The organism is Pseudomonas sp. PB105 (genome assembly GCF_009764655.1).
GTDB lineage: Bacteria > Pseudomonadota > Gammaproteobacteria > Pseudomonadales > Pseudomonadaceae > Aquipseudomonas > Aquipseudomonas cyclaminis.
The window spans coordinates 143547-157138 of record NZ_RWIO01000044.1 but is presented as its reverse complement, the minus strand read 5'-3'; the positions used below and the strand labels follow the sequence as shown (position 1 = coordinate 157138).

Annotated in this window: 13 protein-coding genes; 5 read left to right on the top strand and 8 right to left on the bottom strand. The window is 58.6% G+C overall.

Going from position 1 to position 13592, the window contains the following annotated elements:
- Positions 1–54: 54 nt before the first annotated feature.
- The 3 genes from hflD to EJD88_RS12235 are packed head-to-tail and all read right to left on the bottom strand — an operon-like array spanning position 55 to position 2305.
- On the bottom strand, positions 55–678 hold the full coding sequence (hflD, locus tag EJD88_RS12245; RefSeq protein ID WP_099587011.1) for a high frequency lysogenization protein HflD: 624 nt from the start codon (positions 676–678) through the stop codon (positions 55–57).
- Positions 675–1799, bottom strand: coding sequence for a tRNA 2-thiouridine(34) synthase MnmA (gene mnmA, locus EJD88_RS12240; protein WP_099587010.1), 1125 nt, complete (start codon positions 1797–1799; stop codon positions 675–677). Before mnmA ends, hflD begins: the two co-directional genes overlap by 4 nt.
- A gap of 59 nt (positions 1800–1858) precedes the next feature.
- Positions 1859–2305 carry an NUDIX hydrolase gene (locus EJD88_RS12235; protein ID WP_158878070.1) on the bottom strand — a complete coding sequence of 149 codons (447 nt, stop codon included), beginning with the start codon at positions 2303–2305 and terminating at the stop codon, positions 1859–1861.
- A 161-nt stretch (positions 2306–2466) separates the two neighbouring features.
- On the opposite strand from EJD88_RS12235, the gene EJD88_RS12230 reads away from it, so the two are divergent.
- On the top strand, positions 2467–3363 hold the full coding sequence (locus tag EJD88_RS12230; protein ID WP_158878069.1) for a DMT family transporter: 897 nt from the start codon (positions 2467–2469) through the stop codon (positions 3361–3363).
- Positions 3364–3435: 72 nt separating this feature from the next.
- A complete protein-coding gene (locus EJD88_RS12225; RefSeq protein WP_158878068.1) occupies positions 3436–4308 on the top strand; it encodes a LysR family transcriptional regulator in 873 nt (290 codons plus the stop codon).
- 57 nt (positions 4309–4365) lie between these two features.
- Here EJD88_RS12225 and EJD88_RS12220 read toward each other — a convergent pair whose 3' ends face one another.
- The gene (locus tag EJD88_RS12220; RefSeq protein WP_158878067.1) at positions 4366–6591 is read right to left on the bottom strand and encodes an NADP-dependent isocitrate dehydrogenase; all 2226 of its coding nucleotides are present in this window, start codon (positions 6589–6591) and stop codon (positions 4366–4368) included.
- A gap of 494 nt (positions 6592–7085) precedes the next feature.
- Here EJD88_RS12220 and icd point away from each other — a divergent pair, with 494 nt between their 5' ends.
- Complete coding sequence (gene icd, locus EJD88_RS12215) at positions 7086–8342, top strand: NADP-dependent isocitrate dehydrogenase (protein WP_099587006.1); 1257 nt, start codon at positions 7086–7088, stop codon at positions 8340–8342.
- Positions 8343–8425: 83 nt separating this feature from the next.
- Here the strand turns inward: icd and cspD are convergent, their stop codons facing one another.
- Positions 8426–8689: a cold shock domain-containing protein CspD gene (gene cspD, locus EJD88_RS12210; RefSeq protein ID WP_099587039.1), complete on the bottom strand. Its 264-nt coding sequence runs from the start codon at positions 8687–8689 to the stop codon at positions 8426–8428.
- A 225-nt stretch (positions 8690–8914) separates the two neighbouring features.
- Here cspD and clpS point away from each other — a divergent pair, with 225 nt between their 5' ends.
- The gene (gene clpS, locus EJD88_RS12205; protein WP_010567912.1) at positions 8915–9283 is read left to right on the top strand and encodes an ATP-dependent Clp protease adapter ClpS; all 369 of its coding nucleotides are present in this window, start codon (positions 8915–8917) and stop codon (positions 9281–9283) included.
- Between the two features lie 29 nt (positions 9284–9312).
- Positions 9313–11583, top strand: a complete 2271-nt coding sequence (gene clpA, locus EJD88_RS12200; RefSeq protein ID WP_078743290.1) for an ATP-dependent Clp protease ATP-binding subunit ClpA — start codon at positions 9313–9315, stop codon at positions 11581–11583.
- Between the two features lie 183 nt (positions 11584–11766).
- On the opposite strand, the gene infA is transcribed toward clpA, so the two are convergent.
- The 3 genes from infA to aat all read right to left on the bottom strand — a co-directional run bounded on the left by infA (position 11767) and on the right by aat (position 13530).
- Positions 11767–11985, bottom strand: coding sequence for a translation initiation factor IF-1 (infA, locus tag EJD88_RS12195; protein ID WP_002553999.1), 219 nt, complete (start codon positions 11983–11985; stop codon positions 11767–11769).
- Positions 11986–12085: 100 nt separating this feature from the next.
- Entirely contained in the window at positions 12086–12793 is a 708-nt protein-coding gene (locus tag EJD88_RS12190; RefSeq protein WP_099587005.1) for an arginyltransferase, read from the bottom strand.
- A 56-nt stretch (positions 12794–12849) separates the two neighbouring features.
- Positions 12850–13530: a leucyl/phenylalanyl-tRNA--protein transferase gene (aat, locus tag EJD88_RS12185; protein WP_158878066.1), complete on the bottom strand. Its 681-nt coding sequence runs from the start codon at positions 13528–13530 to the stop codon at positions 12850–12852.
- Positions 13531–13592 lie beyond the last annotated feature (62 nt).

The window sequence follows — 13592 nt, the reverse complement described above, 5'->3', positions numbered from 1 at the left end:
CCAACTGACCGGCGTATTACGCGTAACGGCTTGAAAATAGTCTGTTGCTGCGACTTATTCGTTGCGCATCAACGGGTAAAGCTCTTTGAGCAATTTGCGCCGGCTGATCACCAGCTGCCAGCGATGACCGCCCAACTGGCGCCACAACCGCGCCGAACGAATACCGGCCAGGAGCAGGGCGCGGATTTTCGAGGCGTTGTTCGGTTGCTGCAGGTTGCGCATGTCGCCATGGACCTGGATCCGCTGGCGCAAGGTGCTCAAGGTGTCCTGGTACAAAGCGCCGCAGGCGGCGATCACGTTTTCGTGGGCTGGGCCGAAGTGTTCTACCTGGGACTGGATCTGTGGCAGGCGCTTGCCGATGATTTCCAGCATGTCGTCGCGCTTGGCCAGTTGACGCTCCAGGCCGAGCATCGACAGGGCGTAGCGCAGCGGTTCGCGCTGCAAGGTGCTCGGGTCGCGCTCCAGGGCGCCGATCAGCGCGCGGTAACCTTCGCGCAGCGCCAGGTCGTCGCCGCCGTAGACTTCCAGGGTGTCCTTGGGGTCGCGGATCAGCAGGCTGCCGAGCATGCAGGTCAGGCCGGCTTCGGTGACCTGGCCGGTCTTGGCGATCTTGTCCACCAGCACGGCGGAGAGAAATACCCCGCCGAGTGCCGTCAATTGCTCCTGGGTCGGGCTCATGCCGGGTTGCTCCAGGCTTGCGCGACTTCAATCACGCCACCGCCCAGGCAGACTTCGCCGTCATAGAACACCACGGACTGGCCAGGGGTGACCGCACGTTGCGGGTCATCAAAGGTCGCACGGTAACCGGTAGTGGTTTTTTCCAGGGTGCACGGTTGGTCGCTCTGGCGGTAACGCACTTTGGCGGTCAGGCGGCGCGGCGTGCTCAGGTCGATCGGGTTGACCCAATAGATCTCAGAAGCCAGCAGCGCGCCAGAGAACAGCAGTGGGTGTTCGTTGCCCTGGCCGACGATCAGCACGTTGTTTTCCAGGTCCTTGACCAGCACGTACCACGGCTCTTCACCGGCGTCTTTCAAACCGCCGATGCCCAGGCCCTGGCGTTGGCCGATGGTGTGGTACATCAGGCCGTGGTGGCGACCGATCACTTCGCCTTCGGTGGTTTTGATTTCGCCTGGTTGTGCCGGCAGGTATTGCTTGAGGAAGTCGCTGAAACGGCGTTCGCCGATAAAGCAGATCCCGGTGGAATCTTTCTTCTTGGCGGTTGCCAGGCCGTGTTTTTCGGCGATCTTGCGCACTTCGGGCTTTTCCAGCTCGCCGACCGGGAACAGGGTCTTGGCGATCTGTTCGCCGCCGACAGCGTGCAGGAAGTAGCTCTGGTCCTTGTTCGGGTCCAGGCCCTTGAGCAGTTCGGTGCGCCCATCGATATCGCGACGACGCACGTAGTGGCCGGTTGCAATGAGGTCTGCGCCGAGGATCATGGCGTAATCAAGGAACGCCTTGAACTTGATTTCGCGATTGCACAGGATGTCCGGGTTCGGCGTGCGCCCAGCCTTGTATTCGGCCAGGAAGTGCTCGAACACGTTGTCCCAGTACTCGGCGGCGAAGTTGGCGGTGTGCAGCTTGATACCGATCTTGTCGCACACGGCCTGGGCGTCCGCCAGGTCGTCCATGGCGGTGCAATACTCCGTTCCATCGTCTTCTTCCCAGTTCTTCATGAACAGGCCTTCCACCTCATAACCCTGCTCCATGAGCAGAACGGCGGAAACGGAAGAATCCACGCCGCCGGACATGCCGACGATGACGCGCTTCTTTTGTGTGTCAGAAGGGGCTGGATCACGCATAGGGTTTCAACGGGTGTCTTGAAAAAGGACGCGATTCTAGCAGGCCTGGGCCCGCAAGGCTAAAGAGAAGGGCGGATCAATTCCAGGCTGTGGCGCTGACCGGCCAGATAATCATCGATACAACGGATGATCAGCTCGCTGCGCCAGTCCTCGCGCACGGCCATCAGCTCCTCCCGTGTCAGCCAGCGGGCGCGGAGGATGCCTTCGTCGAGTTGATAGTCCGGGTGGTGTTTCAGGGCTTTGGCGATAAAGCAGACTCTTTGATAGGTCACGCCATTGCTGGGGGCGGTGTACAGGTAGATGCCGACGATGCCCGTGGCTTCCACGTCCCAGCCGGTTTCTTCGAGGGTTTCGCGCACGGCGGCCTCGGTCAGGGTCTCGTCCGGATCGAGGTGCCCGGCGGGCTGGTTGAGCACCGCGCGGCCGCCCTTGAGTTCTTCGACCATCAGGAAGCGGCCGTTGTCTTCGACGATGGTGGCGACGGTGATGTGGGGTTGCCAGGTCATGGGATGTCTCTCGATTTCGAATGCCGTGCAGTCTTCGGGCAGGATTGCAGTCAATGTGGGGGCATAAGCAATCTGCATGATGCACCTGACATTTTATGATTTTACCGATTTCAGCCCAAGGCGCAGCTTATCTCTTCAGAACCATCAGTGCGGAGAGTGTCATGAACCCGATTGCCCACAAAAGCTACGAAGTGCGCCTGACTTCACCACTACCCATTGCTTTCATCCTGCTATGGAGTTCCGGCTACATCGGCGGTGCTTTTGGCGTGCGTTATGGTGAGCCTTTCACTATGACATTCTACCGGTTTGCCCTGGCGGCCCTGGTGTTCCTGGGCGTGGCGATCGCCATCAAGGCCGAGTGGCCCAGGCGGCTTACACCTTACCTTCATGCGGCAGTCGTGGGCTTGCTCTTGCAGGCTCTGCAATTTGGCGGCCTCTACACCGGCATTAGCCAGGGCGTCCCGGCCGGGCAAGCGGCGCTGATAGTCGGGCTGATGCCCGTGTTCGTGGTGATCGGCGCCTACTTCTGTTTGGGCGAGCAACTGAGCTGGCGCGATCTGCCAGGCTCGATCCTTGGCGTCGGCGGCGTCGCTATTGTTGTGGGTAATAGTTTTTTGGGTACCGCGTCGTCAATCAGTGGTTATGGCGCGGTAGGTCTGGCGTTACTGGGTATCACCCTTGGCACGCTCTATCAGAAGCGCTTTCTCGGTGGGGTCGATCTGTGGGTGGGTTGCTTTATTCAGATGGCCACCGCATCGCTTGTTATGTTGGCGCTGGCTTGCGCCACGGAAACCATGCAGGTGACCGAGTGGATGCCCTTCGCAGCTTCGGTGGCTTGGATCACGTTGATGAATTCGGTGGGTGCGTTGACGTTGCTGTATCTGATGATTCGGCGGGGGGACGCGAGTAAGGCGACGAACTTGTTTCATGTCATTCCGGCTGTCACGCAGATCATGGCGTCCATGGTGCTGGGAGAGATGCCAAGTGGGGTGGCGATTCTTGGCTTCGTTGTGTCGGGCGCAGGGGTTTATTGGATGAATCATGGGCGAACCAGGTAGGCGGTCTTGACAGAGATGCTCCGTGCCTTGCACTAATGCCCTGCGTGTTTATTCACTCACTTGGGCGATGCCATGAGAGTCAATCTTGATATTCAATCGCTGCGCAGCTTTCTCAAGGTGGCGGAGTTGGGCAGTTTTACTCGGGCCGCGCAGGCGTTGAGCCTGACCCAGCCGGCGATCAGTCAGCAGATCCGGCGAATGGAGGATCTGCTGGGTGTCGAACTCTTCGCGCGTGACAATCGTCAAGTGTTGCTCACTTTGGAAGGCGAGCGCCTGACCGGCTACGCCCAGCAAATAGTGAGCGTTAACGACAAAGTGGGCAGTCTCTTTGATGCAAGTCGCTCCCAGGAGTCGGTGACGCTGGGCATACCCGAGTATTTCAGCGAAGAGATTGTGCAGCGCGTTATTCCTGCTGTGGCTCTTGAGATGCCGTCCGTACGAATCGTGGTCAAGGTTGCACGCTCGATGTTGCTTTCTCAGGCGTTCAGCGAGGGTGACATTGATATTGGCCTGATGATCGACGAGTTGCCAAAAGTCGCCGGGGAGCCACTGCATGCGCTTTCGTTGCGGTGGTTGGGTGGTGAACATGCGGTGCCGCCGGTAGAGGGGCAGGAGGTTTTGCTGGCGTTGTTCAAGGCGCCATGTGTGTTCAGGAGTCTAGCGGTTCGCCGTCTGGAGGAGAGCGGCATCCCGTGGCGCTGTGTGTATGAGTCCGAGGATCTGATGTCGTTGCGTTCCGCAGTTCAAGCAGGGGTCGGTGTAACGCTTTTACCCTGGTTTGCACAGGTGCAGGGCCTGAAAAACCTTGAGGTATTTGATCATCTGCCGGCGCTGCCGGGGTTTGGTGTCGAACTCAAGCAAAGGGCGGGCTGGGAACCATGGTACAAGCCGCAGTTGCTGGCGATCATCGAAGCGGCCTGGCGTGCGGAATACGGCGCTTTATAAGCGCAGAAAACACAAACCCCGGCACATGGCCGGGGTTTGTGATGTCACCTTACAACCTTACTTCAACTTGGCAATCGCCGCATTGAGGGTGTTGCTTGGGCGCATGGCCTTGCTGGTCAGCTCTGGGTTCGGCGCGTAGTAGCCACCGATGTCCACTGGCTTGCCCTGTACGGCGTTGAGCTCGGCAACGATGGTTGCTTCGTTGTCAGCCAGGGTTTTTGCCAGTTCGCCGAACTGCGCTTGCAGTGCAGTGTCTTCGGTCTGGGCGGCCAGGGCTTGAGCCCAGTACAGCGCCAGGTAGAAGTGGCTGCCGCGGTTGTCGATGTTGCCGACTTTGCGCGATGGCGACTTGTTGTTGTCGAGGAACTGGCCGGTGGCCTGGTCCAGGGTCTTTGACAGTACCAGGGCTTTCGGGTTGTTGTAGGTGACACCCAAATGCTCAAGGGACGCGGCCAGGGCCAGGAACTCGCCCAGGGAATCCCAGCGCAGGAAGTTCTCTTCAACCAGTTGCTGCACGTGCTTTGGCGCCGAACCGCCGGCGCCGGTTTCGAACAGGCCACCGCCGTTCATCAGCGGCACGATCGACAGCATCTTGGCGCTGGTGCCCAGTTCCATGATCGGGAACAGGTCGGTCAGGTAGTCGCGCAGTACGTTACCGGTTACCGAGATGGTGTCCAGGCCCTTGCGGGTACGCTCCAGGGTGAACTTCATCGCGTCGACCGGCGCCATGATGCGGATGTCCAGGCCTTCGGTGTTGTGGTCTTTCAGGTAAGCCTGAACTTTCTCGACCACGACGCCGTCATGCGCACGCTTGGGGTCCAGCCAGAAAACGGCCGGGGTATCGCTGGCGCGGGCACGGTTGACGGCCAGCTTGACCCAGTCCTGGATCGGCGCGTCTTTGGTCTGGCACATGCGGAAGATGTCGCCGGCTTCGACGGTCTGTTCCATCAGCAGGTTGCCCTTGCTGTCGGTGATGCGGACTACGCCATCAGCCTTGATCTGGAAGGTCTTGTCGTGGGAGCCGTACTCTTCGGCTTTCTTGGCCATCAGGCCAACGTTTGGCACGCTGCCCATGGTGGTCGGATCGAAAGCGCCATTGGCCTTGCAGTCTTCGATGACGGCTTGGTAGATGGTGGCGTAGCAGCGATCCGGGATCACGGCCTTGGTGTCATGCAGCTGGCCGTCGGTGCCCCACATCTTGCCGGAGTCACGGATCATGGCCGGCATCGAGGCGTCGACGATGACGTCGCTTGGCACGTGCAGGTTGGTAATGCCTTTGTCGGAGTTGACCATCGCCAGGGAAGGGCGAGCGGCATAGACCGCCTGGATATCAGCTTCGATCTGTGCCTGCTGGTCAGCCGGCAGGGCCTTGATGCGGGCGTACAGGTCGCCGATGCCGTTGTTCAGGTTGAAGCCGATCTGCTCCAGCACGGTGGCGTGCTTGGCCAGGGCATCTTTATAGAACTCGGCAACGATCTGGCCGAACATGATCGGGTCGGAGACCTTCATCATGGTGGCTTTGAGGTGAACCGACAGCAGTACGCCTTGTTTCTTGGCGTCTTCGATTTCGGCGGCGATGAACGTGCGCAGTGCGTTCTTGCTCAGCACGGCGCTGTCGAGGATTTCGCCAGCCTGTGCGGTGGTCTTTTCTTTCAGGACGGTGGTGGTGCCGTCCTTGCCGACCAGCTCAATTTTGACAGCATCGGCGGCTTCGATCTGTACGGCTTTTTCGCTGCCGTAGAAGTCGCCGTTGCTCATGTGGGCGATGTGCGATTTCGAGTCCGCAGCCCAGGCGCCCATTTTGTGCGGGTGCTTGCGTGCATAGTTCTTGACCGACAGCGGTGCGCGGCGGTCGGAGTTGCCTTCGCGCAGTACCGGGTTCACGGCGCTGCCCTTGACCTTGTCGTAACGTGCACGGGTTTCTTTTTCCGCGTCGGTGGTTACGGTTTCCGGGTAGTCCGGCAGGGCGTAGCCCTGGGCCTGCAGTTCCTTGATCGCCGCTTGCAGCTGCGGGGTCGAGGCGCTGATGTTGGGCAGCTTGATGATGTTGGCTTCAGGGGTCACGGCCAGGTCGCCCAGTTCGGCGAGGTGGTCCGGTACGGCCTTGGTGCCCAGTTGCTCGGGGAAGCTTGCCAGGATGCGCGCGGCGAGGGAGATGTCGCGGGTTTCCACGGCAATATCAGCGGAAGCGGTGAAGGCCTCTACGATAGGCAGCAGTGAATAGGTGGCGAGGGCAGGGGCTTCGTCGGTGAAGGTGTAGATGATCTTCGAGCGGGTGGGCATATTCGGATTAACTCTCTTCTTTGCTGAAAGCGTGCGCAGAAACTCGAGATGCGCCGGGTGGAGCGCGTTCGTTCAAAGTCATCCATGAGCGAAATGTCGAGGTTTCTTCGCGGTGATGTTGGGTTGCATCAGTCGAGCGTCAAGCGGGTGGACTATTGTAATAGTCCGGCTTTGTAGCTGAAGGCACCTATTCTAGAGCGGTCAGCCGTCGTGACTCTTGGGTCAGCGGCGGCATTATACATAGGTCGCTATGCTTACGCCGAGCCTTCATACAAAAGGTGAGTCGTCCATTGGTCTAAAGGTCGCAGGTACCGGGGTGCGCCTAAAGTCGCACGATGTGCTCAAGATTGGCGCTTTTCCCTTTGCTTTCAGGCTTGTAGGCGACAATTTATGCTGTTTTCGATGCAAATGAGCATGGCGCGAGGTTTCAGTCGCCATTTATCTGGAGTAGGCTCGAACGCAGCCAGATGTTCAATCCATAGATGGAGTTCAGCATGGGATACAAGAAGATTCAGGTTCCGGCAGTCGGCGACAAAATCACCGTCAATGCAGACCATTCTCTCAATGTTCCTGACCAACCGATCATCCCTTACATCGAAGGTGACGGTATTGGCGTCGACATCAGCCCGGTGATGATCAAGGTAGTCGACGCAGCTGTTGAAAAGGCCTACGGCGGCAAGCGCAAGATCTCGTGGATGGAGGTGTACGCCGGCGAAAAGGCGACTCAAGTCTACGACCAGGACACCTGGCTGCCCCAGGAAACCCTGGATGCGGTCAAGGATTATGTGGTGTCCATCAAGGGGCCGCTGACCACGCCGGTCGGGGGGGGCATCCGTTCGCTGAACGTGGCCCTGCGTCAGCAACTCGACCTTTATGTTTGCCTGCGCCCGGTGCGCTGGTTCGAAGGTGTGCCGAGCCCGGTCAAGAAGCCTGGCGACGTGGACATGACGATCTTCCGCGAAAACTCCGAAGACATTTACGCTGGCATCGAGTGGAAAGCCGGTTCGCCGGAAGCCATCAAGGTGATCAAGTTCCTCAAGGAGGAAATGGGTGTCACCAAGATCCGTTTCGACCAGGATTGCGGGATTGGCGTCAAGCCGGTATCCAAGGAAGGCACCAAGCGCCTGGCACGCAAGGCCTTGCAGTATGTAGTGGATAACGACCGCGAATCGCTGACCATCGTGCACAAAGGCAACATCATGAAGTTCACCGAAGGGGCCTTCAAGGAGTGGGCCTACGAAGTGGCGGCCGAAGAGTTCGGTGCGACGCTGCTCGACGGTGGGCCTTGGATGCAATTCAAGAACCCGAAGACCGGCAGGAATGTGGTGGTCAAGGACGCCATTGCCGACGCCATGCTGCAACAGATCCTGCTGCGCCCCGCCGAGTACGACGTGATCGCCACTCTTAACCTGAACGGTGACTACCTGTCCGACGCCCTGGCGGCGGAAGTGGGCGGTATCGGCATTGCGCCGGGGGCTAACCTGTCTGACACCGTTGCCATGTTCGAGGCGACCCATGGTACGGCGCCCAAGTATGCAGGCAAGGATCAGGTCAACCCTGGCTCGTTGATTCTGTCGGCAGAAATGATGCTGCGCCATATGGGTTGGACCGAGGCGGCTGACCTGATCATCAAGGGCACCAACGGCGCGATTGCGGCCAAGACCGTGACCTATGACTTCGAACGTTTGATGGAGGGGGCGAAGCTGGTTTCGTCGTCGGGCTTTGGTGATGCGTTGATTTCGCATATGTAAAAGCAGGTGCATAAAAACGGCCACCCCAAGCGTGATTGGGGTGGCCGTTTTTTATCGCAAGCTGCACATTTTGTTGGCGGATATCAGGCCAGTTGTTTCTTCTCGTGAGCATGCGCTGGTGCGGTTTTTTCCGGTGTTACAGTTATATTGACAGCATGCAACCCTTTCGGTCCTTGAATGATTTCAAAGGTTACCGGTTGGCCCGCCTTCAGCGTTTTGTACCCGTCCATGCTGATCGCTGAAAAATGAGCAAAAAGGTCCTCGGTTTTCCCTTCCTCATTCACAAAGCCATATCCTTTGGCATTGTTGAACCACTTGACCTTGCCACTGATCTTGACGCCAGACATACCCATTTCCCTCTGCACCAGACTCCATCACTGGAGTATCATCCAGTTTATCCGTCCTAACCCGAATAAATTAAGGTTGACTGCGCGGACCTTTTTTACCCACTGTGGGTTCTATTGGTTGTAACACCGATTTGCCGATAGTCAAGGCGACCAGTCGGTCAGAGTTGAAATTCTGACAGCTCGCCCCCACCACTGTATTTGAACCACTGACGAACCTTTCTTTCCATGCATGCAATCAGCCAGATTCGACTAACATTCAATCAGGATCGACCGGATCACGAACACGATGACGACGGTTCTGCAGGCATTGCTGTTCAGGAGGCCAAGCCTGCTTTACAGGCGCCGCCGATGTACAAGGTGGTTTTGTTCAATGATGACTACACACCGATGGATTTCGTGGTCGAAGTACTCGAGGTGTTTTTTAACCTGAACCGCGAGTTGGCGACCAAGGTAATGCTGGCCGTTCACACAGAAGGACGGGCAGTATGTGGAGTGTTTACCCGTGACATCGCCGAGACAAAGGCCATGCAGGTCAACCAGTACGCCAGGGAAAGCCAGCATCCGCTACTCTGTGAAATCGAGAAGGACGGTTAACGCCGACCACTTGGGTATGAGGTGAAGCTATGTTAAACCGCGAGCTCGAAGTCACCCTCAATCTTGCCTTCAAGGAGGCTCGTTCGAAGCGTCATGAATTCATGACTGTCGAACACCTTTTGCTGGCACTTTTGGATAACGAAGCTGCCGCCACCGTTTTGCGTGCGTGCGGCGCCAACCTCGATAAACTCAAGCATGACCTGCAGGAGTTTATCGACTCCACCACGCCACTGATCCCCGTGCATGACGAGGACCGCGAAACCCAGCCAACCCTGGGCTTCCAGCGGGTATTGCAGCGTGCTGTTTTCCACGTACAGAGCTCCGGTAAGCGTGAAGTCACAGGCGCCAATGTGCTTGTGGCGATCTTCAGCGAACAGGAAAGCCAGGCAGTGTTCCTGCTCAAGCAGCAGAGCGTTGCCCGTATTGATGTCGTCAACTACATCGCCCACGGTATCTCCAAGGTGCCTGGGCACGGCGATCATTCCGAGGGTGAGCAGGACATGCAGGACGACGAGGGCGGTGAGTCTTCTTCTTCAAGCAACCCGCTGGATGCCTATGCCAGCAACCTCAACGAGTTGGCGCGCCAGGGGCGGATCGATCCGCTGGTGGGGCGTGAGCTTGAGGTCGAGCGTGTAGCGCAGATCCTCGCGCGTCGTCGCAAGAACAACCCGCTGCTGGTAGGCGAGGCGGGCGTGGGCAAGACCGCGATTGCCGAAGGCCTGGCCAAGCGCATCGTGGACAACCAGGTGCCGGACCTGTTGGCCAACAGTGTCGTCTACTCCCTTGATCTGGGCGCGTTGCTCGCAGGTACCAAGTACCGTGGCGATTTCGAGAAGCGCTTCAAGGCGCTGCTCGGCGAGCTGAAAAAACGCCCGCAGGCGATCCTGTTCATCGACGAGATCCACACCATCATTGGTGCGGGTGCGGCTTCCGGTGGGGTGATGGATGCGTCCAACCTGCTCAAGCCGTTACTGTCGTCGGGTGACATCCGCTGCATCGGTTCGACCACCTTCCAGGAGTTCCGTGGCATCTTCGAAAAGGACCGCGCCCTGGCGCGTCGCTTCCAGAAGGTCGACGTCTCCGAGCCGTCGGTTGAAGACACCATCAGCATCCTGCGCGGGCTCAAGGGGCGTTTTGAAGCGCACCATGGTATCGAGTACACCGATGAGGCGCTGCGCGCAGCTGCGGAGCTGGCATCACGCTACATCAATGATCGGCACATGCCGGACAAAGCCATCGACGTGATCGACGAGGCGGGGGCCTATCAGCGCCTGCAACCGGTCGAGAAACGTGTGAAGCGCATCGACGTGCCTCAGGTCGAGGACATCGTGGCGAAGATTGCGCGGATTCCGCCAAAACACGTCAACAGCTCCGACAAGGAGCTGCTGCGTAATCTGGAGCGCGACCTCAAGCTCACGGTGTTCGGCCAGGATGCAGCCATCGACGCGCTGTCCACCGCGATCAAGCTGTCGCGTGCGGGCCTCAAGTCGCCGGACAAGCCAGTCGGCTCGTTCCTGTTTGCCGGGCCTACCGGTGTCGGCAAGACCGAAGCGGCGCGGCAGTTGGCCAAGGCCATGGGTATCGAGCTGGTGCGGTTCGACATGTCCGAGTACATGGAGCGTCACACCGTGTCGCGCCTGATCGGCGCGCCTCCGGGCTATGTTGGCTTCGATCAGGGCGGTCTGTTGACCGAAGCAATCACCAAGCAGCCACATTGCGTATTGCTGCTCGATGAAATCGAGAAGGCCCACCCGGAAGTCTTCAACCTGCTGTTGCAGGTGATGGATCACGGGACCCTGACCGACAACAACGGACGCAAGGCGGACTTCCGCAACGTGATCGTGATCATGACCACCAACGCCGGTGCTGAAACGGCCGCGCGGGCTTCGATCGGCTTCACGCATCAGGATCACTCTTCTGACGCGATGGAAGTGATCAAGAAAAGCTTCACGCCGGAGTTCCGCAACCGCCTGGACACCATTATCCAGTTTGGTCGCCTTAGTCATGAGGTTATCAAGAGTGTGGTGGACAAGTTCCTCACCGAGCTACAGGCGCAGTTGGAAGACAAGCGCGTGCAGCTGGATGTCACGGAAGCGGCGCGCAGTTGGATCGCCGAGGGTGGCTACGACGCAGCAATGGGCGCTCGCCCTATGGCGCGTCTGATCCAGGACAAGATCAAGCGGCCGCTGGCTGAAGAGATCCTGTTTGGCGAACTCTCCGACCATGGTGGCGTGGTGCATATTGACCTGAAGGACGGCGAGCTGACCTTCGAGTTTGAAACCACGGCAGAAATGGCCTGATCGATAACCGCAGGCGCCAATGTGGGAGGGGGCTTGCCCCCGATAGCAGTGCTTCAGTCGCTACACGAGTGACTGGTACGCCGCTATCGGGGGCAAGCCCCCTCCCACATTGTTTTGTGGTGCTAGATAAATGGCGCGCACACAAAAACGCCCGGCATAACCGGGCGTTTTGTATTGACTTGCTTAGCGAGCGCGGTAAGTGATGCGCCCTTTGCTCAAGTCATAGGGCGTCAGCTCGACGCGCACTTTGTCACCGGTAAGAATACGAATGTAGTTCTTGCGCATCTTGCCGGAGATATGCGCGGTTACGACGTGCCCATTTTCCAACTCCACACGAAACATGGTGTTGGGCAGGGTGTCGACGACAGTGCCTTCCATTTCGAAGCTGTCTTCTTTCGACATGCAGTAAAGCCCTCGGTATCCAGTGAATGGCCCGGTGCAACTGCGCCAGGCAAAAGCGGCGTGCATTGTGCCCGAAAAAGGGTGTTTAAGCCAAGGGGTTCTAGTTAAGCGTGACCCATCTTTGATTAATCAGCAGTTCTATGGGCCGATATTGGGTCTTGTAGCTCATCTTTTTGCAGTTCTTGATCCAGTATCCGAGGTAAACCGCCTCCAGTTCCAGGCGCAGGGCTTCGCCGATTTGCCAGAGGATCGCAAAGCGCCCCAGGCTGCGGCGCTCTTCGGTCGGCTCGTAGAAGGTGTAGACCGCCGACAGGCCGTTAGGCAGCAAATCCGTCACGGCGACGGCCAGCAGGCGACCGTCCGCACGAAATTCATAGAAGCGTGAAAAAGGCAGGTCGCGCACCAGGAACGTGGAGAACTGGTCGCGGCTTGGTGGGAACATATCGCCATCGGCGTGGCGTTGCTCGATATAGCGCTGGTAAAGGTCGAAGTATTCTTCGGTAAACCGAGGCTTGCTCGATGTCACCACCAAGTCGACATTGCGCTTGAGGATGCGCTTTTGGTTGCGGTCCGGCAGAAACTGCGCCACAGGGAGGCGCGCCGGTACGCAGGCATTGCAGTTCTGGCAATGGGGTCGGTACAGATGGTCGCCGCTACGCCGAAAGCCCATTTCCGAAAGATCCGCATACACATGCACGTCCATCGGTTGGCTGGGGTCGAGGAACAGCGTGGTGGCCTGCTCGTCTGGCAGATAGCTGCAAGAGTGGGCTTGAGTGGCATAGAACTTCAAACGCGCCAACTCGGTCATGATCAACCCTCGGGATAAGCTTTGAAATAAGTGTAAGCCAGGTGCGCGGATGTCGCCTAAGAAACCCACGGCCCGGTGTTGGGTTGGTCCAAGTGGTCGCGTAGAAAACCGGCGAACTCACTGCGAGGAATGGCGCGGGCACCCAGGCTGTGCAGGTGATCGTTGGGCATCTGGCAGTCGATCAGCACAAAGCCCCAGGCCTGTAATTGTCGCGTCAGTGTAGCGAAGCCAAATTTAGAGGCATTGTCGGCTCGGCTGAACATGGATTCGCCAAAAAACAGCTGGCCCATCGCCAGGCCATACAGGCCGCCCACCAGTACGCCTGCATCCCATACCTCTACCGAGTGCGCATGGCCGCGCTTGTGCAGCTCCAGGTAGGCGTTCTGGATGCCTTCGGTGATCCAGGTGCCATCGGCGTAGGCGCGCGGCGCAGCGCAGGCCCGGATGACGGCGGCGAAGTCCTGGTCGAATGTCACGGTGTAGCGCTGCTGGCGTAACAGCTTGCCCAGGCTGCGGGATACGTGGAGTTCATCAGGGAAGATCACCGTGCGCGGGTCTGGCGACCACCAAAGGATCGGTTGACCTTCCGAAAACCAAGGGAAGCAGCCGTGGCGGTAGGCCTTGACCAGTCGCTCCGCCGATAGATCGCCGCCGGCGGCGAGCAGGCCATTGGGTTCGCGCATGGCTTTGGCCAGCGGTGGAAAGGTCAGGGTGTCGCGTTGCAACCAGGTCAGCATGGCATCCAGGCTTATGGAAGGGGAGGGGAGTGGCAGGTATGACACCCGCCTCGGCAGTGCTG

What these genes read in the sequence shown, in the direction of transcription:
- mnmA (WP_099587010.1), bottom strand. Translation starts at nt 1,799, where the DNA reads ATGCGTGATCCAGCCCCTTCTGACACACAAAAGAAGCGCGTCATCGTC.
- EJD88_RS12225 (WP_158878068.1), top strand. Translation starts at nt 3,436, where the DNA reads ATGAGAGTCAATCTTGATATTCAATCGCTGCGCAGCTTTCTCAAGGTG.
- aat (WP_158878066.1), bottom strand. Translation starts at nt 13,530, where the DNA reads ATGCTGACCTGGTTGCAACGCGACACCCTGACCTTTCCACCGCTGGCC.
- clpS (WP_010567912.1), top strand. Translation starts at nt 8,915, where the DNA reads ATGCATGCAATCAGCCAGATTCGACTAACATTCAATCAGGATCGACCG.
- EJD88_RS12235 (WP_158878070.1), bottom strand. Translation starts at nt 2,305, where the DNA reads ATGACCTGGCAACCCCACATCACCGTCGCCACCATCGTCGAAGACAAC.
- hflD (WP_099587011.1), bottom strand. Translation starts at nt 678, where the DNA reads ATGAGCCCGACCCAGGAGCAATTGACGGCACTCGGCGGGGTATTTCTC.
- clpA (WP_078743290.1), top strand. Translation starts at nt 9,313, where the DNA reads ATGTTAAACCGCGAGCTCGAAGTCACCCTCAATCTTGCCTTCAAGGAG.
- EJD88_RS12230 (WP_158878069.1), top strand. Translation starts at nt 2,467, where the DNA reads ATGAACCCGATTGCCCACAAAAGCTACGAAGTGCGCCTGACTTCACCA.
- icd (WP_099587006.1), top strand. Translation starts at nt 7,086, where the DNA reads ATGGGATACAAGAAGATTCAGGTTCCGGCAGTCGGCGACAAAATCACC.
- EJD88_RS12220 (WP_158878067.1), bottom strand. Translation starts at nt 6,591, where the DNA reads ATGCCCACCCGCTCGAAGATCATCTACACCTTCACCGACGAAGCCCCT.
- infA (WP_002553999.1), bottom strand. Translation starts at nt 11,985, where the DNA reads ATGTCGAAAGAAGACAGCTTCGAAATGGAAGGCACTGTCGTCGACACC.
- cspD (WP_099587039.1), bottom strand. Translation starts at nt 8,689, where the DNA reads ATGTCTGGCGTCAAGATCAGTGGCAAGGTCAAGTGGTTCAACAATGCC.
- EJD88_RS12190 (WP_099587005.1), bottom strand. Translation starts at nt 12,793, where the DNA reads ATGACCGAGTTGGCGCGTTTGAAGTTCTATGCCACTCAAGCCCACTCT.